The following is a 23,846-nucleotide window of genomic DNA, read 5'->3' on the forward strand; positions in this document are numbered from 1 at the left end:
GTTGCTGGATGGAAAGTGCCGTGTCGCCGTATGCCGGCTTGCTGCCGGAGACGAGCGAAACTGCCGCCCTGCTCTTGGCGTCTGCATGCGCCGCCGATCCGCTGCTGTGCGGTCATCCGGCGCTGCGTACTTCCCTATCGATCTGCCTGCATGCACGACATCCGATGCTGCTGGTGTGGGGCGAGCACGGGCACTGCGTTTACAACGATGCCTGCATCGACACATTGGGCGAGCGTCACCCGGCCGCGTTCGGCCGGCCGCTTGCCGAGCTGACTGGCGCCGACGCCACCGACACGCTGCCTGCCGGCGCACGCTCCGCCTTGAATCTGTCGACCTGGTCGTGCAGCCCGGTGCTGGATGCCGGCCGGCAGGTGGGCGCGCTGTATGTCGCCGCTGCACCTGTCAAGGCGACAGATCAGTCGGATCGCAGCGCGGCGACGCGCGTCGCAACGCCAGCGCTCGACCAGGCTCCGGCTTTCATGGCGGTGTTGCGTGGCCCGGACTACGTCTTCGAGACGGTCAACCAACGCTTCCACGATCTCGTCGGAGAGCGGCCGCTCCTCGGCCGTCCCTTGCTGGAGGCGATGCCGGAAATCGCCGACCAAGGGTATCTGGCACTGCTCGACGACGTGCGCCGCAGTGGGCGGCCTTTCATCGGCGAATCGATGACGGCCTACCTGCAGCGCACGCCGGGCAGCGCGCCTGACGAAACCTTCGTGGACTTCCTGTACCAGCCGATGCGCGACAGCGATGGGCGCGTCGACGCGATCCTGGTGCATGGTTTCGATGTCACCGCGCAGCGCCGCGTCGAGAGTCGCGACAGCTTCCTGTTGATGCTCGAAGACGCCCTGCAGCATGTCTCCGATCCGCGGCACATCATCGACACCAGCGTGCGCCTGCTGGGCGAACATCTGCAGGCCAACCGGTGTGCGTTCGGGCTGGCGGCCGCCGACGGCGGCACCATGCACGTCATCAGCGATCACGTGCAGGACATGCCCAGCCTGCAGGGCGATTTTCCGCTGGAAGCAGCACAGGGGCTGCGCGACGCGCTGCTGCAAAACCGCCCCTGGTTCACCACCGACGCGATGGCGCCCGGGGCGCCGGACTATGTGGCCGAGCAGTATCGTCGCTCGGGCCTGCGCGCCTCGCTGGCGATTCCGCTGCACAAGCACGGCCGGCTGGTGGCGGCCATCGGTGTGCATCAGCGCGCACCGCGGCGTTGGTTGTCCACCGAAATCGAGCTGGTCCGTCTGGTGGCGGCACGCTGCTGGGAGTCGATGCAACGCGCCAAGGCGCAGCAGCAGCTGGCAGCGAGCGAGGCGCGCCTGCGCCGCCTGGCCGACACCTTGCCGCAGATCATTTTCATTGCCGGAGCGGATGGCCAGCCGCGCTACTTCAACCAGCGCTGGTACGAATACACCGGGCTGGACCCGGCCGACCACGAGACCGCCGCCTGGCACCAGGCCCATACCGCCGACGGTCTGCGTCTGTCGGGACAGGCCTGGCAGGACGCGCTGCAGGGCGAGCGCGCCTACGAAGTGGAGTGCGAGCTGCAACGTCACGATGGTCAGGCGCGCTGGCACCTGACGCGCGCACTGCCGGTGCGTGGCGACGATGGCGGTATCAGCGAGTGGATCGGCACCTATACCGACATCCACGACCGCCGCACCTTCGAGCAGCAACTACGTGAAAGCGAGATCCGCTTCCGCGCACTGTGCGAGACCGTGCCGGCGATGATCTGGATGGCCGATGCGCAAGGCGATTGCGTCTACTGGAACCCACGCTGGTACCACTTCACCGGACAGGCCGAGGATCAGGCGCTGGATCAGGGATGGTGGGACGTGATGCATCCGGACGATGCCGGGCGCGTGCGCTTGGCATTCGAACAGGCGCTGCAGCGGCGTGGCGAATTCCTGGCCGAATACCGGGTACGCCGCCATGACGGGCAGTACCGCTGGTGCATCGATACCGCCTCGCCGCACTTCGCGAGCGACGGGCGCTTCTTGGGGCATATCGGCTCGCTGACCGATATCTCCGAGCGCAAGCTGATCGAAGACGCCACCGCGTCCGACCGCGCGATCCTGAGCTTGATTACCACCGGCGCGCCATTGCCGGTGGTGCTGGATGCCATTGCCCTGAGTGTGGAAGCACGCGGCGAGATCGCGCTGTATTGCTCGGTGATGGTGCTCGACGAGGTACGGCACACCCTGAGCTTCGGTTCGGCGCCGCATTTTCCGGTCGATTACCCCGGCCCATTCGAGCCGGTGCCGGCTGGGCCAGAAGGACCACCGTGCGCACGCTCTGCGCATCTTGGCCAACAAGTCGTCTGTGCCGACATCCAGGCCGAACCCAGCTTCAGCCGCCACCATGCGGTGTCGGCGGCACTGGGCATCGTGGCGTGCTGCGTGACGCCGATCCTGTCCAGCGACGGCCAGGTGCTGGGGACGCTCAACATCTATTACGACCGCCCGCATCTGCCTTCGCTGCGCGAGCAGGCCATGGCCCGCTCGGCGTCGCACCTGGCCGGCATCGTGATCGAGCGGACCCGGGTGGACGCCAGGCTCGCATTGTCGCTGCAGGCAGAAACGGCCGCGCGTAACCAGGCGGAGCATGCCAACCGGGTCAAGGACGAATTCCTGGCTACCCTGAGCCACGAGCTGCGCACGCCACTCAACGCCATCCTGGGGTGGTCGCGGCTGATGCAATCGCAGACCTTCGCGCCGGACAACCTGGGCAAGGGCCTGGTCATCATCGAACGTAGTGCGCGTGCGCAGACCCAGATCATCGACGACCTGCTGGACATGAGCGCGATCCTGTCCGGCAAGATCCGGCTGCAGGCAGAGCATTTCGACATCGCCGGGCTGGCGCGCAGCACTGTGGAACTGATGCAGCCGGCCGCGCTCGCACGCGAGATTGCGTTGGACCTGGACGCACCGGTCGATGGCGAGCTGTGGTTCTTCGGCGATGCCGGGCGCCTGCAGCAGGTGCTCTCCAACCTGCTCAGCAACGCGCTCAAGTTCACCGCGCCCGGCGGCAGCGTGCGGGTGTGCCTGGAGGTGGACGACGGGCGTCTGCGCCTGTGCGTGCACGACAGCGGGATCGGGATCGCGCCGGATTTCCTTCCGCATGTCTTCGACCGCTTTCGCCAGGCCGATGCCGGTACGACACGCCGCGTGGGCGGCCTGGGACTGGGCCTGTCGATCTCCCGCCAGCTGGTGGACCTGCATGGCGGCAGCCTGGGCGCTTCCAGCCCCGGTGCGGGCCAGGGCTCGACCTTCACCATCGTGCTGCCGTTCCAGCATGGCGTCAGCGACTGGCGCCCCGCTTCGGCCGAGCTCGCGCCTTCGGGACCGCTGCCGGCCGACTGCCATGGTCGCCTGGCCGATGTGCGCATCCTGCTGGTCGATGACGACCAGGATTCACGCGAGGCAGTGATGCAGTTCTTGATGCTTGCCGGCGCACAGGTGCAGGCGGCCGGTTCGGTGGATGCGGCCGAGCACTGTCTGGCTGCCGCGCCGTTCGATGTGCTGGTCAGCGATATCGCGATGCCGCTGCGCGATGGCTACGATCTGATCCGCACGGTGCGTGCCGGCCGCGCCGATCTGCCGCGGCATATCCCGGCGATCGCACTGACCGCCTATGTGCGCGAAGAGGACCGTGACCGTGCCGTGGTGGCCGGTTTCGATGCGCATATGGGCAAGCCGGTGGAGCCGCCCGGGTTGGTGGATCTGATCGAACGTCTGGTGGTGCCCACACGCACGCGGCATGGCGCGTCGTGATGGCCTCAAGGGAAGGCGGCAGGCTGACAGCGCCTGCAATCAGGCCGAGGTGATGCCCACGGCCCGCAGCAGCCGGCGGCATGGATCACGCGCTATCACACCTGCCGCCCGCGCACAGACACCGCGTGCGTGCTGCCGGGCGCACGTGCCGGGGCGCGAGAAACGTAGGTGTGTCGTTGTTTCATAGCGGCTGGGCAGCAGCGTCCCGCGGCGACTGAGCGCATAGGGACAACGGTCGCAGCGGCGGTCATGCCGTACCGCGACCTGCTGGGTAAGGCCGCCCCCCACCCTGCCCCGACCACGTCGGCCGGGGCGCGTTGGCTCAGCTGCGCTTGGCGCGCGCGAACGCGGCCGCCAACGCGTTGTCGGCCGGGGGCGCGGTGATGCGCGGCTTGTTGTTGCCGGCTGCCGGCCCACGTCCGCCGCCATCGCGGCGACCCTGCCCGGGCCCGCCATGACCGCGCGCCTCGCGCGATGGCGCCGTGCCGTCGGCCGGTGGCGGCGTGTCGGACAGGCGACAGGTGAGTGCGATGCGCTTGCGCGCCACGTCCACCTCCAGCACCTTGACCTTGACGATGTCGCCGGCCTTGACCACATCGCGCGGATCCTTGACGAAGGTATCGGCCAACGCCGAGATATGCACCAAACCGTCCTGATGCACGCCGATATCGACGAAGGCGCCAAACGCGGCCACATTGCTGACCACGCCTTCCAGCACCATGCCCGGCTTGAGGTGCTTGATGTCTTCGATACCTTCGGCAAACTGCGCGGCCTTGAACTCGGGGCGCGGGTCGCGGCCGGGTTTTTCCAGCTCTTTCAGAATGTCGCGCACGGTCGGCACACCGAACTGCTCGTCGGTGAACAGCTCCGGCTTGAGCGCGCGCAGAAAGCTGCCATCGCCCAGCAACGCCTTGATCGGCTTGCCGGTATTGGCAACGATGCGCTCGACCACCGGATAGGCTTCCGGATGTACCGCCGACACATCCAGCGGCTCGTCGCCATCGGCAATACGCAGGAAGCCGGCGCATTGTTCGAAGGTCTTGTCGCCCAGTCGCGGCACCTTGAGCAGGTCCTTGCGGCGCTTGAACGGGCCGTTGTCGTCGCGATGGCGCACGATGTTCTCGGCCACGGTGCTGGACAAGCCGGACACCCGCGACAGCAGCGCCGCCGACGCGGTATTGACGTAGACGCCGACCGCGTTGACGCAATCCTCCACGCGCGCGTCCAGCGCCTTGGCCAGGCGATATTGATCGACGTCGTGCTGGTACTGGCCCACGCCGATTGCCTTGGGCTCGATCTTGACCAGCTCGGCCAAGGGGTCTTGCAGCCGCCGCGCGATCGACACCGCGCCGCGCAACGACACATCCAGGTTGGGAAATTCCTTGGCAGCGAATTCCGACGCCGAATACACCGACGCACCGGCCTCGCTGACCACGATCTTCTGCAGCTTGGTGGCTCCGCACAACGCGATCGCCTCACCGGCCAGTTTGTCGGTTTCGCGGCTGGCGGTGCCGTTGCCGATCGCGATCAGCTCCACGTTGTGCCGCATGCACAATGTCCTGATCGTCTGCAGCGACTGCTCCCACTGGCGTTTGGGCTCGTGCGGATAGATCGTCTCGGTGGCCACCAGTTTGCCGGTGGCATCGACCACGGCGATCTTGCAACCGGTGCGGATGCCCGGGTCCAGCCCCAGCACCACGCGCGGGCCCGCCGGCGCGGCCAGCATCAGGTCCTTGAGATTGTCGCCGAACACCGCAATCGCCTCGGCCTCGGCCTTTTCGCGCGCCTGATTGAACAGGTCCAGCAGCAGGTGCATGTGCAGCTTGGCACGCCAGGTCAGCCGGCACGCGTCGAGCAACCAGCGATCGGCCGGCCGGCCTTCATTGGAAATACCGGCATTGCGCGCCACCCGCCCTTCGGCGTACTGGTGGCCCACTTCGGCATCGGTGCCAGGGTCCAGATCGAGATAGAGGATTTCTTCGCGGCGCGCGCGAAACAGCGCCAGCAGGCGGTGCGATGGGATCTTTGCCAGCGACTCGGCATGGTCGAAATAGTCGCGGTACTTGGCACCGGCCTCTTCCTTGCCCTCGGCCACCTTTGCGCGGATCACGCCGTGATCGTTGAGCCAGCTGCGCAGCTCGCCCACCAGGGCAGCGTCCTCGCCCCACCGCTCCATCAGGATGGCACGTGCGCCTTCCAGTGCAGCCTTGATGTCGGCCACGCCCTTGTCGGCGTCGATGAAGGACGCAGCGGCCACTTCCGGCGCCTGGGCCGGATCGGCCAACAAGCCGTCGGCCAGGGGCTCCAGCCCGGCTTCGCGTGCGATCTGCGCGCGGGTACGCCGCTTGGGCTTGTAGGGCAGGTACAGATCTTCCAGCCGCGACTTGGTATCGGCCGCCGCGATCTCGTTACGCAACTCGTCGCTGAGTTTGCCTTGCTCCCCGATGCTGGACAGGATCGCCGCACGGCGTTCTTCCAGTTCGCGCAGATAGGTCAGGCGCGTTTCGAGGTTACGCAGCTGGGTGTCGTCCAGGCCGCCAGTGACTTCCTTGCGGTAGCGGGCGATGAACGGAACACTGGCGCCCTCGTCGAGCAGGGCAATGGCGGCGCGCGCCTGGGCGGGTTGGGCACCGATCTCGTCGGCGATGGTGCGAGCGATCTGCTGGGCAAGCTGGCTATCGTGCATGACGGCGCGGGTAAACCGCTTCACTGAAAACACGTATTTTCGCAGTGCAGGCCCGCCACGGAAACCCGTTGACAGCGCCGCCGTAAACCTATGCCGTCGCGCTCAGCTGGCGCGGTGGGCGTAATGGGTGGCGGCGCGCTCGACCAGGATGCTCTCCTGCAGCGATTCCAGCGCCATGACACGGATCTTGCCCACGTCCTTCAGCGGCACCATGCGCTCGACGTAGATCTCCGGACCACTGGCGGTCATGGTGCGCGACTTGCTGAAGCCGTAAGGCACAACGCCCTTGTCGCCATCTTTGCTGCCACCGACGTACAGGACAATCGACATGTCACACCCTCTTGCTGCAGTTGTTGCGTTGGGAGGCGCGAGCATAACCAGCGCGCCGTGAGGAGCTTTCCATGCACGTTAACGCCGGCTGTTTGCGGTTTGGTGACGGGCTGACGGCCGCGCCCGCCTCACGACCGCTTCACCCCGCTTGGCCGTCCAATCTCGGACCGCCCGCACGTACGACATCGCATGGACCTCAAAAGCGGCTATCCCTTCTGGTCGATCCGCAACGGATTGATGCGCGCCTATCCGCGCCTGGAGCAGGCCACCCACAGCGAGGTCGTGATCGTCGGCGGCGGCGTCACTGCCGCGCTGATTGCCCACGAGTTGCTGCGCAATGGCCACGACGTCATGGTGGTCGAGCAACGCGAAATCGGCTGGGGCAGCACCTCGGCCAGCACCGCGCTGCTGCAGTACGAAATCGACACTCCGATGATCGAACTGGCCAGGCAGTACGGCATGCCGGCAGCCGCGCTCGCCTACCGCGCCTGCGCGCAGGCCATCGTCGATCTGCAGGACCTGTGCGACAGCCTCGGCGGCTGCGATTTCACCCGCCAGGACAGCCTGTACTACGCCAGCCGCGCGCGCGACCTCAACGACCTGCGCAGCGAGCTGGATGCGCGCCGGACGCATCGGCTGCCGGTGGAATGGGTCGAGCGCGAACCGTTGTGGCACGACTATGGCGTGCGCTCGGACGGCGCGATCCTCAGCCGCCTGGCGGCCAGCGTCGACCCGTACCGGCTGTGCTATCGCCTGTTTGCCGAATGCGAGCAATACGGCGCGCGCATCTTTGATCGCACCAGCATCGCCTCGATCGTACCGCAGGCGCAGCATGTCGAGTTGCGCACCGAAGAAGGCATCACGGTCCGCGCCGGGCACGTGATCATGGCGGCCGGCTACGGCAACCAGCGGTGGCTCTCGCAACGCGTGGCACGCAACCGCAGCAGCTACGCGTTCGTGACCGACCCGCTGCACGACAGCGACATGGGCGCGCTCAGGCACACCATGATGTGGGAGACCGCACGCCCGTATCTGTACATGCGCAGCACGCCCGATGGCCGTGTGGTGGCAGGGGGCGAAGACGACAATGTCGACATCCCCGCACGCCGCGATGCGCGCGTGCAGGGCAAATTGAAGACGCTGCTGAAGAGGATCGGCAAGACCATGCCGGACATGCGCCTGCGCCCGGTGTTTTCGTGGGCCGGCACGTTTGCCGAAACCGCCGACGGGCTGCCGTTCTTCGGCGCGCATGCCGAACACGGTACGCGCCTGCTGTTTGCGATGGCCTATGGCGGCAATGGCATCACCTATAGCGCGATCGGGGCTGGCCTGCTGCGTGCACAGCTGGAAGGCAGGCCACATCCACTGCACGCGCTGTTCGGGTTCAAACGATTGGGTTGAGCGCGCCGGGCCTGGCTGCGGCGTTGCCGGCCGGCGCCGTGGCAGATGTCGCGGCCGGCGTTGCATCACGCAAGGATTGATCTCACTCGCCTGCACTGAATCGCACTGGCAAGCTCACGTTTCTACCGCGCGCAATGTAATCGCCTGACGCATCAGGTGCACGGCAAGCATCCGGAGCGCCTGACAGCCGACGCCTGCGATCAGCATGCGGCACCACCCTGCACCGAGCAGCGATTCAGCGCATCAGGCCCTGGACCGACCATGGCCACCATCCCCGCCCATTCAGCGCGTAGGCATCGGCCGCCCGCTCCAGCGGGTTGCGCACGTGGATGCCGCCACACAGCAGATACACCGGCAGAAACAGCGGCCCGAGCACCATGTATTGGTAGACATGCGCACGCTCGTGGTCACCCAGGCGTACCGGCGGATGTTCACAACGGCCGGCCGCATGCGCGTAGGTGCTGCACTGCAGGTCCAGCGACGCCCCCTTGAGCAGGATCACATTGCCAAGCGTCATCGCCCCGCCCGGCCCCCACGGCCAGGCCTGAAAGACGATGGCATGTTCCTGAGGCGACCAACGCGGACGTGCACCACCACAGCTGCCGATGAGACCCACCAACACGCCGAGCGCGGTATTGGGCAGGGTCCATAACGCGCCCAGCAGCAGCAGGGCCGCTCGCCCGCGCGGCGCCGGGTTCAATCGGCCTGGTTGGGAATCAGCAGCCACAGGATCAGATAGACCAGGATGCCGGGGAACGCGGCCGAGGCGATCGAGACGATGACGAACAACACGCGCAGCAGCGTGGAGCTCCAGCCGAAGCGGCGCGCGATGCCACCGACGACGCCGGCAATCATGCGATCGTTGAGAGAACGGGACAGTGCGGTGGTGGCCATGGGCAGACTCCTGGAAACGTGGCGGCCAGTCTAGAAACACCGACGACAGCGAACCGTGACGGCGTTTCAGGACGATCCATACCCGGCCATTGCAACCGCCCATCCGTCAGCGGCCGTCGCGCGCCTGCAGCCAGCGATGGATGGCCACCGGTACCTCGCGCTGCGCACGCCCGGACACATAGATGCCGATATGCCCGCCGCGAAAACTCAGCTCGCTGTAATCCTGGCTTCCCACCAGCCCGCGCAACGCACGCGAGGCGTCGGGCGGCACCAGATGATCATGCTCGGCGTAGATGTTGAGAACCGGCATGTCCACGTCCTGCAGATCCACCGCCTGCCCGCCGATGGCCACCTGCCCGGTCACCAGCCCATTACGTTGATAGAACAAGGTGACGAACTCGCGGAACGCCTCGCCCGCCAGATCGGGCGAGTCGAAGATCCATTTTTCCATGCGCAGGAAATCTTCCAGCGCCTGCTTGTCGTCCAGAATGTCCAGCAGGCCGACATACTTCTGCAGATTGAGCCGGAACGGTTTGAGCATCAGGTAACTGGCGTTCATAAGATCCGCCGGCACGTTGCCCATGGTGTCGACGAACAGGTCCACATCGACCATGCGCGCCCAGTTGGACAGCATGTTGTCGGGAGTGTGGAAATCCACCGGCGTGACCATGGTGATCAGGTTGCGCACCTTGTGGCGTTGCAGCGCGGCGTAGCACAGCGAGAACGTGCCGCCCTGGCAGATGCCGAGCACGTCGACCGCGTCCAGCCCCGCGTGCGCGCGCAGGTGGTCCACCGCGCCATCGATGTAACGCAGCAGATAGTCTTCGAGGGTGAGGTAGCGCTCGGAGCGGTCCGGGTAGCCCCAGTCCAGCACATAGACATCCTGACCGTGGCTCAGCAGCCCCTTGACCAGCGATCGGTCGGCCTGCAGGTCCACCATGTAGGGCCGGTTGACCAGCGCATACACGATCAGCAGCGGCGTCCTGGCCACCGGCGCCTGATCGCCGACAAAGCGGTACAGCACCACCTTGCCGTCGCGCCAGATCTCTTCGCGCTCGGTGACCCCGTAGTCGACGTCTTCCACACCGGGCAGCAACTTGAGGCCCTCGCGCAACTTGCGCTGCAGCGACAGGGTTTCCTGCATCAGGTCTTCGGCACTGAATCCCAACGGCCCTTTCATGCCTTGGCTCCACGTGACCTGCCTGCGGCCGGCTTGCGGACGGGCGACGTAGCCGGTGTCGCTGTCGAGGCGGGTCTCGAAGCAGGCGTGGATGCAGGTCTTGCTGCAGCGGTCTTTTTCACTGCAGGCTTTGCCGACGATGCCACCTTGGGGGCCGCCGCCCTTGCTGCAGACTGCTTGCCCGCGTCGGTCGATGCCGAACGCCCGGGCGCCGTTCCGGCATTGGGTGGCGCTGCACGCCTGGACGGTGCCACAGCTCCCGGATCGGCCGGCGCGGCCTGCGCAGGCTTGCCGGCGGGGCTGACGCCCACGCCGCTGCGCAGCATGCGCCGCACCACGCGTTCCAGGTCTGCGATGCGGCGGTGGGCGGCATCCATTTCCGAGCGCGTCGGCATCCCGAAGCGTTCGCTGAGCTGTTCGACCTCTTCCTGCAGGGCGGCGCGCAACCGCATATGCGCATTGGCAAACCCGCCGTACACCTGGCGAAACCGGTCCGACAGGGCCACATCGGCGTAGGACTCTTCGGCAGCCTCGATCCACAGATCGAACAAGGCGCGCGCACTGGTCAGCTGACTACCGCTGCTTTCGTGCTCGCCCAGCTTGCTGGTGAACCGGCTGAACGCCTGCTCGATTGCGGCCTTCAGCTGCTCGCCGTACGCCTGCGACTGCGCCTGATACTCCTGCTGCGCGCGGGCGAGCTTCTGCAGCCGGGCCTGATGATTGCGGTTGAGGCCAAACGCGGGCATGTCCAGCCACGGTGCATTTTCTTCGCGCCACTTGCCCACGGTCTGCGCAGCCTCCTGCAGCCACGGGTCGAAGCCGCCGGGGCTGCCGCCGCGCAGCGAGCCCAGCGTCCATTGCATCAATTGTTCGCCCTGCCCCTGCACGGCGCGCCGCCAGGCATCGGAGACTTCGTTGGCCGAGGTATCGCGGCCGGCAAACTGGGCGGCCACCTGCTGCATGGTGCCGAACCAGCCTCCGGCCTGGGTCCGGAAGCGGTCGATCGCCTCCTGCGCCTGCGGCGCGGCCTGGGTGGGCAACAACTGCGACCACCAGTCAACGGCCTTGCGCCAGTCCTGCGGGGCCTCGCCTGACGGGCCCGGCGGTGGCTGCGCCCCAGCGGCGGACTGACCGTGACGCATGGCATCTCCCCAGGCGCTCCAGTACTGGCGCGCCTTGTCCTCGAAGTTGCCGTTGTCCGAACCGCTGCTTGCCATCATCCCCTCCCGTGACCGTCCACCCAGCCATCCTACCGCGTGCGCCCGCGTGTGCCGGTCAGGGTTTGGGTATCCGCAAAGTCTTGCTGATCATCAGCGAGCCGGAGATGGCAAACAGCAGCACCAGCGGGTGGAACTGCCACGGCCCGAGTTGCCACTGCCCCCACCACAGGGTCTGGCCGATGTGCCCGCTGCTGGCGGCCACTGCAAGCAGGATCACCAGCACCAGGCTGGTCGGAATCGGCGTGCCTTCGAAGTACGGCACCTTGTCGGCGTCGCCGGCGATCTCTTCGGCGGTCACGTTGTAGCGTGCCAGCCGGCTGACCCCGCAGCACACGAAGTAGCTCAGCACCAGCCAGTCCCAACCGCCGCGCATGCCGCAGGCGTAACCGAGCGCTGCCGGCGCCACACCAAAGGAGATCACATCCGCCAGCGAATCCAGTTCGCGGCCCAGCGTGGAGGACGCCTTGCGCCAACGCGCGACATGCCCGTCGAGCGCGTCGAAGACGAACGCCAGCGGAATCAGCGCCATACCCAGCAGCAGATCGCCACGGTGGCCTTCCTGCAGGAAGCGCATTGCCGCAAACACCGCTCCGGTGCCACAGAAGGCGTTGGCCAGCGTGAACCAGTCCGCCAGTTGGAAATCGCGCAGCATCGAGAAATGGCGTTTCATGCGGAACCTGATCAGAACGAGGCGCAAAGGGTAACGCGCGCGCGCCAGGCAGGCGACCGTTTCGGCATCCTCCGCTAGGCTGACGACCAGCGTGGCCGCTCCCGGCCACGCACTGCTCAAGGACACCCGATGCGCAGCATCCTGATCACCGGCGCGGGCAGCGGCATTGGCGCCGGCCTTGCCGCCCAACTGGCAACCGATGGCCACCATCTGCTGGTCAGCGACATGGACCATGCCGCCGCCACCCACGTCGCGCAGCAACTACGCGATGCGGGCGGCTCGGCCGAGGCACTGGCGCTGGACGTCACCGACGATGACAGCATTGCGCAGGCCCTGGCGACGGCCTCCCGCGCGCCGCAGGTGCTGGTGAATAACGCCGGCCTGCAGCAGGTGGCTGCGCTGGAAGACTTCCCCATGCAGCGCTGGGCGCTGCTGGTGGACGTGATGCTGACCGGCGCTGCGCGACTCAGCCGTGCGGTGCTGCCCGGCATGCGTGCGGCCGGCTATGGCCGCATCGTCAACATCGGCAGCATCCATTCGCTGGTGGCCAGCCCCTACAAGAGCGCCTATGTGGCCGCCAAGCACGGCCTGGTCGGGCTGGCCAAGGTGATCGCGCTGGAGGCCGCCGACTGCGACATCACCGTCAACACGCTCTGCCCCAGCTATGTGCGCACGCCGCTGGTGGAGCGCCAGATTGCCGACCAGGCCCGCACCCGCGGTATCGCCGAAGATGCGGTGATCCGCGATGTGATGCTCAAGCCGATGCCCAAGGGCGCCTTCATTGAGTACGACGAGCTGGCCGGCACGGTGGCTTTCCTGATGTCGCATGCCGCGCGCAACATCACCGGGCAGTCGATCGCCATCGACGGCGGCTGGACGGCGCAATGAGCGCGCTGGCGAAACTTTCGCCAGCCAGCTCGACAACGTTGCAGCGCAAGGGCACCGGGCAGTTGTCCACAGACTTGCCCAGCCGTCATCCACAGGCGATGTGGAGAAGTGCACAACCGCATCGCGGGACCGACGTCGGTGTTAATGCCCGTAGCGTATCGTTGCAGCGGGCAATAGGGTTGTGCTCGCTGTGGCGACGCGCGCGCTGGCCTGACTGAAGCGCGCGCCGGCGCTGCCAGGTGCAGTGCGTGCAAGCGAGGTGCAGCAACTGGCTCGCCGCAGAGCGCTCGCCCGACCATGCGTATGGACTAGCGCAGCAGGCGCCTGATCAGGCGCTGCGATCTCCCGCGCGCCTTAGACGCGCGAGTACGTCCACGATTGCATGCGTCCGTCGCGGTAGGGCATGACGCCGTGAAACGGGCGCGGGTCGTCATCGAACACCAGCGGCAGGAAATGGCGGTCGCCTTCCCACATCGGCACCTGGTCCATCTGCGCGACCGGAATCCATTCCAGCGTGCCCTCCGGATTGGAGGTGTGCGGCGTACCCTGGAAACTGCGGATCAAAAAGACGAAACCCAGCCAGTCCTCGCCCTGCTTGCCGAACCCGGGCCAGCTGATGGTGCCGCGCAGCTGCATGTCGCCACAGTCGACGCCGGCCTCTTCGCGGATCTCGCGACGCATGCAGGCCAGCACGTCCTCGTCCGGCTCCACCTTGCCACCCAGCCCGTTGTACTTGCCCAGATGCTGATCGCCAGGACGCGCATTGCGGTGGATCATCAGCACCTGCGTGCCGTCCGGCGACAGCAGGTAGCCAAGCGTGGCGACAATCGGGGTATAGGGCATGGCACGGAATCTGACACGAAGCGCAGCAGTATGACCGATGCAGTCAAGGCTCGCGCGACACGACCGGCCTGTGCGGGCTGCTTGTGCACCGCGTGTCGGCCTTGCAGGAAGACCGACGAAGCCACCCGGCAAACACACCGGCAACGCTCGAGGCCGCCACGTTGCACAACCGCGCAAGCCTCGCCATCTGCGGCACGCCAGGCTCGCAAGCCACGGCAGCAATTCGTGTCTTAGCCAACAGCGGCCTGCGAACCGGGCCGTGGCGGCGCAACATAGTCGGTATCGAGCTGCAGCGTGGCGACACCATGACCGCGTTCGGCCAGGTACTCCAGCCATTTGCCCAGGAAGGTGTTCATGCGCATGCGATGGCTGATCAGCTCGGCCGGCGGCGGAAACATCCCCATGACGTCCTGCCAGCGACGGCCGACGTAGCAATGCGTGGTCTCGGCCTGGCGCGCATCGCGGTACAGACGCACGTAGGCAGACGGGTCGGGCTCGCCGGTGACCGGGTCGCACAGGTCGTAGGTCAGCCGCAGTTCGACGGTGTAGCGATGGCACTCGATCACATCCAGGCGCAAATCCAGGCCGTCGCCGATCGAGGACACATACGACCCGGGTGCCAGATCGCCGGGTGCGAACAGACGGGTCAGGTGCTGGAAGTTTTCTGCATACAACCCCATCAGCCAGCCAAACCGGCTCAGGCGGGGGATGATTTCGAGTTTGCTCAATGCTTGGGCCATGCACCGATCCTACACGCTGCGCTGCCGCACGGGCAGCATTGACGAGGGCCCGATCGCAGGCCTACCTTGGCGAGGCACTGCCCCGCCCGCTTGATTTCCGCTGGGTTGCCGGCAAGCCGGCCGCCGCGCCGCCGATACGTCCGCAGCGTGAACGCGACGCTTGCTTGCCCACTCCCGAATCCCGCCCTACCAATCCCGGCCTCAGAACATCTCGCGCTGCAGCCCCAGTGTGGACAGCACCTTGCTGGAGATTTCCTCGATCGAGGTATTGGTGGTGCTCAACGAAGGAATGCGTTCCATCTGGAACATCCGCTCGGCAATGGCCACCTCGCGGCGGCAGGTTTCGGCCGCGCTGTAGCGCGAATTGGCGCGACGTTCCTGGCGGATCTGCTGCAGACGCTCCGGATCGATGGTCAGACCGAACAACTTGCTGCGGTAATTACGCAAGCGCGGCGGTAGCCGTTCGTTCTCCAGGTCTTCTTCGGTCAACGGATAGTTGGCGGCGCGGATACCGTAATGCAAGGCCAGGTAGATGCAGGTCGGCGTCTTGCCCGCACGCGACACCGCCACCAGGATCACGTCGGCCTCGTCGTAATTGAGCGCAATGCCGTCGTCATGGCTGAGGGCGAAGTTCATCGCATTGATGCGGCGGTGATAGGTCTCGAAATCCACCATGCCGTGTGCACGCCCCACGCGCGAATGGCGCGGCGCATTGAGCTCGCGCTCCAGCGGCTCGATGAAGGGCGCAAATACGTCCAGCATCAACGCCCCGCTCTCGGCCAGGATCATGCTCAACTGTGGATCGACGCACGAATTGACGACCACTGGACGCACCTGGTACCGCTCCCCGGCCGCGCGCACCCGCATCGCGGCATCGCGCGCTTTTTCTGCATCATCAATGAACGACATGCGGTCGGTGACGAAGTTGAATCCGCTGAACTGGGTGAGCAGGCTGTGCCCAATCGTTTCAGCGGTGATACCGGTTCCATCGGAGACGTAAAACACCGGCCGGATTGTTGACATCAAGACCACCTCTTTGAACTGGTGTCCAAAACTTACGGGTTCATGCTTGTGCAGATTCCGCTGTGCACTGCATCATAGCGGCTTCTTCCTACGGACGCGGCCATCCAGCCCGCTCGGGCGATGGCCATACGGAGCATCGCGCTTGAACGAGAATATCCTGTGGTTGCATGAGCTACGCCTGGCCGATCTGGCCCGCGTAGGCGGTAAAAATTCCTCGCTCGGCGAGATGATCGGCAACCTGGCCGGGCTGGGCGTGTCGGTTCCGGGTGGATATGCGACCACCGCGGAAGCTTTCAAGGACTTCATCGCACACAACGACCTGTCCAAGCGCATTTTCGACAAGCTCGAAACGCTGGATGTCGAGGACGTCAATGCCCTGACCGTGGCTGGAAAGGAAATCCGCGGCTGGGTGATCGACGCCCCGCTGCAGCCGGAGCTGGACCGCGACATCCGCACTGCCTACGACAAGCTGTGCGCCGAAAACGGTGGCGGCGAAGTGGCCGTGGCCGTGCGTTCGTCGGCCACCGCCGAAGATCTGCCGGACGCCTCGTTCGCCGGCCAGCAGGAAACCTTCCTCAACGTGACCGGCGCCGACGATGTGGTGCACAAGGTCAAGGAAGTGTTCGCCTCGCTCTATAACGATCGTGCAATCGCCTACCGCGTGCATCACGGCTTCAAGCACGAGGACGTGTTCCTGTCGGCCGGCGTGCAGTTGATGGTGCGCTCGGGCGTGGGTTCGTCGGGCGTGCTGTTCACGCTGGACACCGAATCCGGCTTCCGCGACGTGGTGTTCGTCACCTCCAGCTTCGGGCTGGGCGAGATGGTCGTGCAGGGCGCGGTCAATCCGGACGAATTCTACGTCTACAAGCCCACGCTCACGGCTGGCAAGCCGGCGATCCTGCGTCGCTCGCTGGGCAGCAAGGCCATTCGCATGGTGTATTCGGATGTGCCGGGCGAACGCGTGCGTATCGAAGACACGCCGGCGGAGCTGCGCAGCACCTTCTCGATCAGCGACGAGGACGTGCAGGAACTGTCCAAGCAGGCGCTGGTCATCGAAAAGCATTACGGCCGCCCGATGGATATCGAGTGGGCCAAGGACGGTGTCAGCGGCAAGCTGTTCATCGTGCAGGCGCGCCCGGAAACGGTGAAGTCGCGCAGCCACGCCACCCAGATCGAGCGCTTCTCGCTGGAGGCCAAGGACGCCAAGATCCTGGTCGAAGGCCGCGCAGTCGGTGCCAAGATCGGTAGCGGCGTCGCACGTGTGGTGCGCTCGCTGGAAGACATGAATCGGGTCCAGGCCGGCGACGTGTTGATCGCCGACATGACCGACCCCGATTGGGAGCCGGTGATGAAGCGCGCCTCGGCGATCGTGACCAACCGTGGCGGGCGCACCTGCCATGCGGCGATCATCGCGCGCGAACTCGGCGTGCCGGCGGTGGTCGGCTCGGGCAACGCCACCGAGGTCATCAGCGACGGCCAGCCAGTGACCGTGAGCTGCGCCGAAGGCGATACCGGCTTCATCTACGACGGAGAGCTGGCGTTCGAGCGCACCACCACCGATCTGGGCAACATGCCGCCTGCCCCGCTCAAGATCATGATGAACGTGGCCAACCCGGAGCGCGCCTTCGACTTCGGCCAGTTGCCCAACGCCGGCATCGGCCTGGCGCGTCTGGAAATGATCATTGCCGCGCATATCGGCATCCACCCGAACGCGCTGCTGGAGTACGACAAGCAGGACGCCGATGTCCGCAAGAAGATCGACGCCAAGATCGCCGGCTACGGCGACCCGGTGAGCTTCTACGTCAACCGTCTTGCCGAGGGCATCGCCACCCTCACCGCCTCGGTGGCACCGAATACGGTGATCGTGCGTTTGTCGGACTTCAAGTCCAACGAGTACGCCAACCTGATCGGCGGCTCGCGTTACGAACCGCATGAAGAGAACCCGATGATCGGCTTCCGTGGCGCCAGCCGCTATGTCGATCCGTCCTTCACCAAGGCGTTCGCGCTGGAGTGCAAGGCGGTGCTGAAGGTGCGCAACGAGATGGGCCTGGACAACCTCTGGGTGATGATCCCGTTCGTGCGTACGCTGGAAGAAGGCCGCAAGGTGATCGAGGTGCTGGAGCAGAACGGGCTCAAGCAAGGCGAGAACGGCTTAAAGATCATCATGATGTGCGAGCTGCCGTCCAACGCCCTGCTGGCCGACGAGTTCCTGGAGATCTTCGACGGCTTCTCGATCGGCTCCAACGACCTGACCCAGCTGACCCTGGGCCTGGATCGCGACTCGTCGATCGTGGCGCACCTGTTCGACGAGCGGAATCCGGCAGTCAAGAAGTTGCTGTCGATGGCCATCAAGTCGGCGCGCGCCAAGGGCAAGTATGTCGGCATCTGCGGCCAGGGGCCGTCGGATCACCCGGAACTGGCGGAGTGGTTGATGCAGGAAGGCATCGAATCGGTGTCGTTGAACCCTGACACCGTGGTCGATACCTGGCTGCGGCTGGCCAAACTCAAGAGCGAGAGCTGATGGGGCTGTTTGGTGCATTGGTGGCAGCCGCTGCGGGAGCAGCGGCTGCCAAGCCGGCGGCGGTGAAGACGGCCGAACCGGCATTCAATTGGTCGACCATCCCGTGGGCGCAGTACGCCCTCAACTGGGGAGTCGCACTGCTGATCGTGGTGATCGGCATGTGGCTGGCCAGGCAGCTGAGCCAATGGCTGCATCGTGTTCTGAGCCGTGCCCGGGTCGAGATCACCTTGACCAACTTCCTGCGCAATGTCGTCTACGCATTGCTGCTGGTCCTGGTATTTGTCAGTGCACTGAGCCAGATCGGTGTGCCGCCGACCTCGTTGATTGCGGTGCTGGGCGCGGCCGGCCTGGCCGTGGGTCTGGCCTTGAAGGACTCGCTGTCCAATATCGCCGCCGGGGTCATGCTGATCGTGTTGCGGCCGATGCGCGACGGCGACCATGTCGTCATTGCGGGCCAGGAAGGCATTGTCGACGAGATCCGGATCTTCCAGACCCGGGTGCGCTCGTTCGATGAGCGCATGATCACCCTGCCCAACAGCACGATCACCACCGCACCCATCATCAACTACAGCACCCTGCCCAACCGGCGTCTCGAGGTGACTGTTGGCGTGGGCTACGAAGACGATCTGAAAAAGGCCCAGCAGCTATTGCTGCAGATCGCCAAGGACAATCCCAACATCCTGGAATCGCCCGCGCCGTTCGTGCAGGTGACCAATCTGGGCGAAAGCACGGTGGATCTAATGTTGTTTGCCTACGCCACCAACGGCAACTTCGGCGCGGCCAAGAGCACCACACTGGAGCAGATCCGCAACCAGCTGCTGGAAAATGGACTCAGCATTCCGTATCCGCAACGCGATCTGCATGTGTATCACCACGACGCCGACGGCAAGCCGATCTCGGAGCTGCTGCTCAAGGGCGTCACCGACGATGGCGACCTGACCAAGGGGCCACCGCTGGCACGCTGAGCCAGCTATTTAAGGCGAACAAAAGGCCGCATCGGAAGATGCGGCCTTTGTTGTTTTCGACGGGCATTACGGGTGCATGCGTTCTCACGAAAGCGCGCACAGATGCTGACATCCTCCGATCGCATCAGGCCCGGGCTTCCGCTGCAGCTGCAGGGCCGATCAGCCCTGCACGCCTGCCTCGGTGTCGCCACCCAGTGCGCCCATGAACTGGCGATAGTGGCGCAGCTCGTCGATGGAATCGCGGACGTCGCTCAGTGCGGTATGCGCCGAGCTCTTGGCAAACCCGTTGGCCACCGTCGGCGCCCAGCGACGCGCCAGCTCCTTGATGGTGGAGACGTCCAGGTTGCGATAGTGGAAGTAGCGCTCCAGCCGCGACATCTGGCGGTGCAGGAAGCGGCGATCCTGGCAGATCGAATTGCCGCACATCGGCGAAGCGCCGGCACGGATCCACTCGCTCAGGAATGCCACGGTCTGCGCTTCCGCCTGCGCATGGGTGACCTGGCTGTCCAGCACGCGTTGCCACAGTCCCGAGCGCCGATGCTGGTTGCGGTTCCACTCATCCATCGCCTCCAGGGTTTCCAGCGGATGGGCAATGGCCAGTTCCGGCCCTTCGGCAAGCACGTTCAACTGCGCATCGGTCACGATGGTGGCGATCTCGATGATGGAATCGCGGTCGGTATCCAGGCCGGTCATCTCCAGATCGATCCAGATCAGTCGGTCGTTGCCTGCAAGGGTGTCTGCCATATCGCGGTCCTGTGGAGAGCCGTCGCCGGCCGGATGCTGGAAAGGGCGCGCATCATACCGCGGCAAGCCGCTCACGGCAGCAGCGGCGGCTTGCCGCGCTTGGCGCGGAAATAATTGGTCAGGCGCAGACTGGCGTCGGCCGCCAGCACCCCGCCGCTGACCTGCACACGGTGGTTGTGGCGCGGGTCGGCAAGCAGGTCGAACACGCTGCCGCAGGCGCCGGTCTTGGGGTCGCTTGCCGCGAACACCACGCGCGCGATGCGCGCATGGATCATGGCCATGGCACACATCGCACATGGCTCCAGGGTGACATAGAGCGTGCAGCCGATCAGGCGGTGATTGGCCAGCCGGCGGCCGCCCTCGCGCATGGCCATGATCTCGGCATGCGCGCTGGGATCGTGACTGGCGATGTTGTAGTTCCAGCCTTCGCCCAGCAGTGTGCCGGCTGCATCGACCAGCACCGCCCCTACCGGAATCTCGTCATAGTCGCGCTCGGCACGCTCGGCCAGGCGCAAGGCGTGCTGCATCCAACGCGTGTCGAGCGCCGCCTGGGACGCATCGAGCGCTGCACCGGCCGGTGCGTCGGCCGACGCGTTCACGCGGCCGGGCCGCCCTGGCGGTCCAGAAACGCGGCAAAGGCCGCCACGGTGGCCTCGCTGACATGGTGCTCGATGCCCTCGGCATCGCGGCGGGCGGTGGCCTCGTCGATGCCAAGGGCAAGCAGGAAGCGTTCGACGATCTGGTGCCGCTGGCGACTGGACGCGGCCAATGCCTCGCCGGCGGGGGTCAGGAAGACGCCACGATACGGCCGCTGCACCACCCAACCATCGCGCACCAGGCGCTTGAGCATCTTGGCCACGGTGGGTTGGGCCACGCCCAGGCGCGCGGCGATATCGACCTGGCGCGCCTCGCCGCCGTCCACCAGCAGGTCGGAGATCAGCTCCACGTAGTCCTCGACCAGCTCGGCGCGGCGCGCTTCGCGCACCTGGCGGAAGCTCTCCATATGCACCTGCGCATCGATCAGGGACGGCGTGGCCGCCTCCAGCTTTTCGCTCTTGCCCACCCTTGTCCTCGTCATCCCGTCCGGCCTCGCTGCCGGGGCGCCTAGTTTGAGGCACGCGGCCGATCATTACGATTGGGTTTGCCAATGCTCAACAGCATAGCACTTGCTATATCATCCCCTAGACCGCCCTTTACCTGCCGCGCATGTCCACCGATACCCCTGCGTCTGTCCGCTTGCCCGCCGCGTCCACTGGTGGGCTCGGAGATCACCACGCCAGCGTGGCCGTCCCTGGCGCTGGCCACTGGTGGTTCCGGCTGCTGGCGTTCCTGGGGCCGGGCTACATGGTGTCGGTGGGGTACATGGACCCGGGCAACTGGGCCACCGACCTGGCCGGCGGTTCGCAGTTCGGCTACCTGCTGCTGTCGGTGATCCTGCTGTCCAACATCATGGCCATCGTGCTGCAGGGCCTGTCGGCGCGGCTGGGGATTGCCACCGGCCTGGACCTGGCGCAGGCCTGCCGGGCGCGCTACCCGCGCGGCGTGAACCTGGCCTTGTGGGGACTGTGCGAGCTGGCGATCATCGCCTGCGATCTGGCCGAAGTGATCGGCACGGCGATCGCGTTGAAGCTGCTGTTCGGCATCCCGCTGACGCTGGGCGCGATCATCACCGCAGTGGATGTGGTGCTGGTGCTGCTGTTGATGCACCGGGGCTTCCGTGCGCTGGAAGCATTCGTGATGGCCTTGCTGCTGATCATCTTCGTGTGTTTCGGCATCCAGATCGCGCTGGCGGCCCCGCCGGTTGCGGCGGTGCTGGGCGGCTTCATTCCGCGCGCGCGCGTGGTCACCGACCCGCAGGCGCTGTACCTGGCGATCGGCATCATCGGGGCGACCGTGATGCCGCATAACCTGTATCTGCATTCCTCGATCGTGCAGACGCGTGCGTACCCGCGTACCGATGACGGACGGCGCTCGGCACTGCGCTGGGCGGTCACCGACAGCACGGTGGCGCTGATGTTCGCATTGTTCATCAATGCCTCGATCCTGATCCTGGCCGCAGCGGTGTTTCATGCGCAAGGCCGCACCGACGTGCAGGAGATCGAACAGGCGCACGCGCTGCTGGCGCCGATGCTGGGCGTGGGCCTGGCCTCGACCCTGTTCGCAGTCGCACTGCTCGCCTCCGGCGTCAACTCCACCGTGACCGCGACCCTGGCCGGGCAGATCGTGATGGAAGGCTTCCTGCAACTGCGGCTGCCGCCATGGCTGCGCCGGTTGCTGACTCGCGGTATCGCCATCGTGCCGGTGGTGGTGGTGACCTGGTTGTACGGCGAAGCCGGCACGGCGCGGCTGCTGGTGCTGAGCCAGGTGGTGCTGTCGATGCAACTGCCGTTTGCGGTGATCCCGCTGGTGCGCTTCGTCGCCGACCGCCAACTAATGGGCGCGCTGGTGGCGCCGGCGTGGTTGGTGCGCGTGGCCTGGCTGATTGCTGCAGTGATCGTGGCCTTGAACGGCAAGCTGTTGTGGGACACCGCGCTGCACTGAGCGTCGCGTGCGGAGTGCGCTTTTCGACATCGCATCCATGCGCTCCGCGCGCGTGCGCACGACGCAGCCCATCGATTGATCGCCGGGCAGAAGCGCCCCGTTTGCACTTCCGCGCGCTGACGGGCAGACCCTGCCACGTGCAGTGAGCGACGCGCACGCCTGCAGACGTCCAGGGCAGCAGAGCGCACGCAGATGCAATCTGCAACGGCCCTGCAAGCGGTCTACTGCGCAGATGCACCGGCATGTCCGTGACTGCGCCGCACCCAATGGCGTGGGCACGCGCCGCATGGGATGCACTGCGCCATGCGACCGCCGGGCTGCATGCCCTCGCCCACAGGAGTTTCTATGGATCCGTTCGAGGCGCACCCGGCCGATGCCGGACGCCGCAGCTTTCTCATCTCCGGCACGGCAGCCGTGGCAGCGTTGTCGCTGCCCACGTTTGCCATGGCCGCGACGCCCACTCACCACGCGTCTGCCACCCCACCCCACTCGTCCACTCACGGAGTCAACCCGATGTCCAATTTCGTCAAACGCCCCGACGGGGCCGCCATTTTTTACAAGGACTGGGGCAAGGGCCAGCCGGTCGTGTTTGCACACGGTTGGCCACTCAGCGGCGATGCCTGGGACGCGCAGATGCTGTTCATGGGGCAGCACGGCTATCGCGTCATCGCGCATGACCGCCGCAGCCATGGCCGTTCCAGCCAGACCTGGGACGGCAACAACATGGACACCTACGCCGACGACCTGGCCGCCGTAATCGAGGCGCTGGACCTGAAGGACGCCATCCTGGTCGGCCATTCCACCGGCGGTGGCGAAGTGGCGCACTACGTGGGCCGTCATGGCAGCAAGCGCGTGGCCAAGGTGGTGCTGGTCGGCGCGGTGCCGCCGCAGATGGTCAAGAGCCCGACCAATCCCGGCGGCCTGCCGATGAGCGTGTTCGACGGCATCCGCGACGGCGTGGCCAAGGACCGCTCGCAGTTCTACCAGGACCTGGCCACGCCGTTCTTCGGCGCCAACCGCGACGGCAACAAGGTCACCCAGGGCATGCGCGACTCGTTCTGGCTGCAGGGGATGCTGGGTGGCCACAAGGGTCAGTACGACTGCATCAGGGAATTTTCCGAGGTCGACTACACCGCCGACCTGAAGAAGATCGATGTGCCGGCACTGGTGGTACATGGCGACGACGACCAGATCGTCCCGATCGATGCATCGGCCAAGCTGTCGGCCAAGATCATCAAGAATGCCGAGCTGAAGATCTATGCCGGCGCGCCGCATGGCCTGACCTTCACCCACGCCGATCAGCTCAACAAGGATCTGCTGGCGTTCGCCAAGGCCTGATCGCTGCTGTCACGCGCACGACAAGGGCCGGCTCGTGAGAGCCGGCCTTTTCTACGTCAACGATACTGATGCTGGATCCGGGA

The 23,846-nt window shown here is 65.9% G+C and carries 20 protein-coding genes and 1 pseudogene; 8 read left to right on the top strand and 13 right to left on the bottom strand.

Features of this window, described 5'->3' with window-relative positions:
- Nucleotides 1-8: 8 nt before the first annotated feature.
- Both XnspCFBP7698_RS21865 and XnspCFBP7698_RS01425 read left to right on the top strand, forming a co-directional pair.
- A pseudogene (locus XnspCFBP7698_RS21865) lies at nucleotides 9-389 on the top strand (histidine kinase); the annotation flags it as partial.
- The gene (locus tag XnspCFBP7698_RS01425) at nucleotides 372-3,779 is read left to right on the top strand and encodes a PAS domain S-box protein (RefSeq protein ID WP_343125099.1); all 3,408 of its coding nucleotides are present in this window, start codon (nucleotides 372-374) and stop codon (nucleotides 3,777-3,779) included. The pseudogene XnspCFBP7698_RS21865 and the gene XnspCFBP7698_RS01425, both read left to right, overlap by 18 nt.
- A 322-nt stretch (nucleotides 3,780-4,101) precedes the next feature.
- On the opposite strand, the gene XnspCFBP7698_RS01430 is transcribed toward XnspCFBP7698_RS01425, so the two are convergent.
- Together XnspCFBP7698_RS01430 and XnspCFBP7698_RS01435 are read right to left on the bottom strand one after the other, a co-directional pair.
- Nucleotides 4,102-6,465 (bottom strand): Tex family protein, encoded by a 2,364-nt coding sequence (locus XnspCFBP7698_RS01430; protein ID WP_104579658.1) that lies wholly within the window; start codon nucleotides 6,463-6,465, stop codon nucleotides 4,102-4,104.
- A gap of 102 nt (nucleotides 6,466-6,567) precedes the next feature.
- The gene (locus XnspCFBP7698_RS01435) at nucleotides 6,568-6,795 is read right to left on the bottom strand and encodes a hypothetical protein (RefSeq protein ID WP_039409670.1); all 228 of its coding nucleotides are present in this window, start codon (nucleotides 6,793-6,795) and stop codon (nucleotides 6,568-6,570) included.
- 189 nt (nucleotides 6,796-6,984) lie between these two features.
- On the opposite strand from XnspCFBP7698_RS01435, the gene XnspCFBP7698_RS01440 reads away from it, so the two are divergent.
- Nucleotides 6,985-8,196, top strand: a complete 1,212-nt coding sequence (locus XnspCFBP7698_RS01440) for an FAD-dependent oxidoreductase (RefSeq protein WP_104579659.1) — start codon at nucleotides 6,985-6,987, stop codon at nucleotides 8,194-8,196.
- A gap of 235 nt (nucleotides 8,197-8,431) precedes the next feature.
- Here XnspCFBP7698_RS01440 and XnspCFBP7698_RS01445 read toward each other — a convergent pair whose 3' ends face one another.
- The 5 genes from XnspCFBP7698_RS01445 to XnspCFBP7698_RS01465 form a co-directional block, all read right to left on the bottom strand.
- On the bottom strand, nucleotides 8,432-8,896 hold the full coding sequence (locus tag XnspCFBP7698_RS01445; RefSeq protein WP_199680007.1) for a hypothetical protein: 465 nt from the start codon (nucleotides 8,894-8,896) through the stop codon (nucleotides 8,432-8,434).
- Nucleotides 8,893-9,090 (bottom strand): PspC domain-containing protein, encoded by a 198-nt coding sequence (locus tag XnspCFBP7698_RS01450; protein ID WP_029219975.1) that lies wholly within the window; start codon nucleotides 9,088-9,090, stop codon nucleotides 8,893-8,895. Before XnspCFBP7698_RS01450 ends, XnspCFBP7698_RS01445 begins: the two co-directional genes overlap by 4 nt.
- Before the next feature lie 106 nt (nucleotides 9,091-9,196).
- Nucleotides 9,197-10,270 carry a class III poly(R)-hydroxyalkanoic acid synthase subunit PhaC gene (locus XnspCFBP7698_RS01455; RefSeq protein ID WP_047694899.1) on the bottom strand — a complete coding sequence of 358 codons (1,074 nt, stop codon included), beginning with the start codon at nucleotides 10,268-10,270 and terminating at the stop codon, nucleotides 9,197-9,199.
- On the bottom strand, nucleotides 10,267-11,490 hold the full coding sequence (phaE, locus tag XnspCFBP7698_RS01460; RefSeq protein ID WP_146093169.1) for a class III poly(R)-hydroxyalkanoic acid synthase subunit PhaE: 1,224 nt from the start codon (nucleotides 11,488-11,490) through the stop codon (nucleotides 10,267-10,269). The genes XnspCFBP7698_RS01455 and phaE overlap by 4 nt, the downstream gene beginning before the upstream one ends.
- A 55-nt stretch (nucleotides 11,491-11,545) precedes the next feature.
- Entirely contained in the window at nucleotides 11,546-12,160 is a 615-nt protein-coding gene (locus XnspCFBP7698_RS01465) for a CDP-alcohol phosphatidyltransferase family protein (RefSeq protein WP_039409759.1), read from the bottom strand.
- Nucleotides 12,161-12,289: 129 nt separating this feature from the next.
- Here XnspCFBP7698_RS01465 and XnspCFBP7698_RS01470 point away from each other — a divergent pair, with 129 nt between their 5' ends.
- Nucleotides 12,290-13,048 (top strand): 3-hydroxybutyrate dehydrogenase, encoded by a 759-nt coding sequence (locus tag XnspCFBP7698_RS01470; protein ID WP_123137234.1) that lies wholly within the window; start codon nucleotides 12,290-12,292, stop codon nucleotides 13,046-13,048.
- Nucleotides 13,049-13,402: 354 nt separating this feature from the next.
- Here XnspCFBP7698_RS01470 and XnspCFBP7698_RS01475 read toward each other — a convergent pair whose 3' ends face one another.
- From XnspCFBP7698_RS01475 to XnspCFBP7698_RS01485, 3 genes are all read right to left on the bottom strand, one after another.
- Entirely contained in the window at nucleotides 13,403-13,891 is a 489-nt protein-coding gene (locus XnspCFBP7698_RS01475; RefSeq protein ID WP_104579661.1) for an 8-oxo-dGTP diphosphatase, read from the bottom strand.
- A gap of 230 nt (nucleotides 13,892-14,121) precedes the next feature.
- Nucleotides 14,122-14,631: a DUF1249 domain-containing protein gene (locus tag XnspCFBP7698_RS01480; RefSeq protein ID WP_123137235.1), complete on the bottom strand. Its 510-nt coding sequence runs from the start codon at nucleotides 14,629-14,631 to the stop codon at nucleotides 14,122-14,124.
- 201 nt (nucleotides 14,632-14,832) lie between these two features.
- On the bottom strand, nucleotides 14,833-15,654 hold the full coding sequence (locus tag XnspCFBP7698_RS01485) for a pyruvate, water dikinase regulatory protein (protein WP_047694908.1): 822 nt from the start codon (nucleotides 15,652-15,654) through the stop codon (nucleotides 14,833-14,835).
- A gap of 142 nt (nucleotides 15,655-15,796) precedes the next feature.
- On the opposite strand from XnspCFBP7698_RS01485, the gene ppsA reads away from it, so the two are divergent.
- Complete coding sequence (gene ppsA, locus XnspCFBP7698_RS01490; RefSeq protein ID WP_104579662.1) at nucleotides 15,797-18,175, top strand: phosphoenolpyruvate synthase; 2,379 nt, start codon at nucleotides 15,797-15,799, stop codon at nucleotides 18,173-18,175.
- Entirely contained in the window at nucleotides 18,175-19,140 is a 966-nt protein-coding gene (locus XnspCFBP7698_RS01495; protein WP_039564083.1) for a mechanosensitive ion channel domain-containing protein, read from the top strand. The genes ppsA and XnspCFBP7698_RS01495 overlap by 1 nt, the downstream gene beginning before the upstream one ends.
- Before the next feature lie 159 nt (nucleotides 19,141-19,299).
- On the opposite strand, the gene orn is transcribed toward XnspCFBP7698_RS01495, so the two are convergent.
- The 3 genes from orn to mntR form a co-directional block, all read right to left on the bottom strand.
- The gene (gene orn, locus XnspCFBP7698_RS01500) at nucleotides 19,300-19,884 is read right to left on the bottom strand and encodes an oligoribonuclease (RefSeq protein ID WP_039564095.1); all 585 of its coding nucleotides are present in this window, start codon (nucleotides 19,882-19,884) and stop codon (nucleotides 19,300-19,302) included.
- 71 nt (nucleotides 19,885-19,955) lie between these two features.
- Nucleotides 19,956-20,483: a tRNA adenosine(34) deaminase TadA gene (gene tadA / locus XnspCFBP7698_RS01505; RefSeq protein WP_047694912.1), complete on the bottom strand. Its 528-nt coding sequence runs from the start codon at nucleotides 20,481-20,483 to the stop codon at nucleotides 19,956-19,958.
- Nucleotides 20,480-20,947 (bottom strand): manganese-binding transcriptional regulator MntR, encoded by a 468-nt coding sequence (gene mntR / locus XnspCFBP7698_RS01510; RefSeq protein ID WP_039409702.1) that lies wholly within the window; start codon nucleotides 20,945-20,947, stop codon nucleotides 20,480-20,482. The genes tadA and mntR overlap by 4 nt, the downstream gene beginning before the upstream one ends.
- Nucleotides 20,948-21,090: 143 nt before the next feature.
- Here mntR and XnspCFBP7698_RS01515 point away from each other — a divergent pair, with 143 nt between their 5' ends.
- Both XnspCFBP7698_RS01515 and XnspCFBP7698_RS01520 read left to right on the top strand, forming a co-directional pair.
- On the top strand, nucleotides 21,091-22,425 hold the full coding sequence (locus XnspCFBP7698_RS01515) for an Nramp family divalent metal transporter (protein ID WP_104579663.1): 1,335 nt from the start codon (nucleotides 21,091-21,093) through the stop codon (nucleotides 22,423-22,425).
- A 513-nt stretch (nucleotides 22,426-22,938) separates the two neighbouring features.
- Nucleotides 22,939-23,763 (top strand): alpha/beta hydrolase, encoded by an 825-nt coding sequence (locus tag XnspCFBP7698_RS01520; protein WP_104579750.1) that lies wholly within the window; start codon nucleotides 22,939-22,941, stop codon nucleotides 23,761-23,763.
- The last annotated feature ends 83 nt before the right edge of the window (nucleotides 23,764-23,846 follow it).

It is taken from the genome of Xanthomonas sp. CFBP 7698 (assembly GCF_003600855.1).
GTDB classification, from domain to species: domain Bacteria; phylum Pseudomonadota; class Gammaproteobacteria; order Xanthomonadales; family Xanthomonadaceae; genus Xanthomonas; species Xanthomonas cannabis.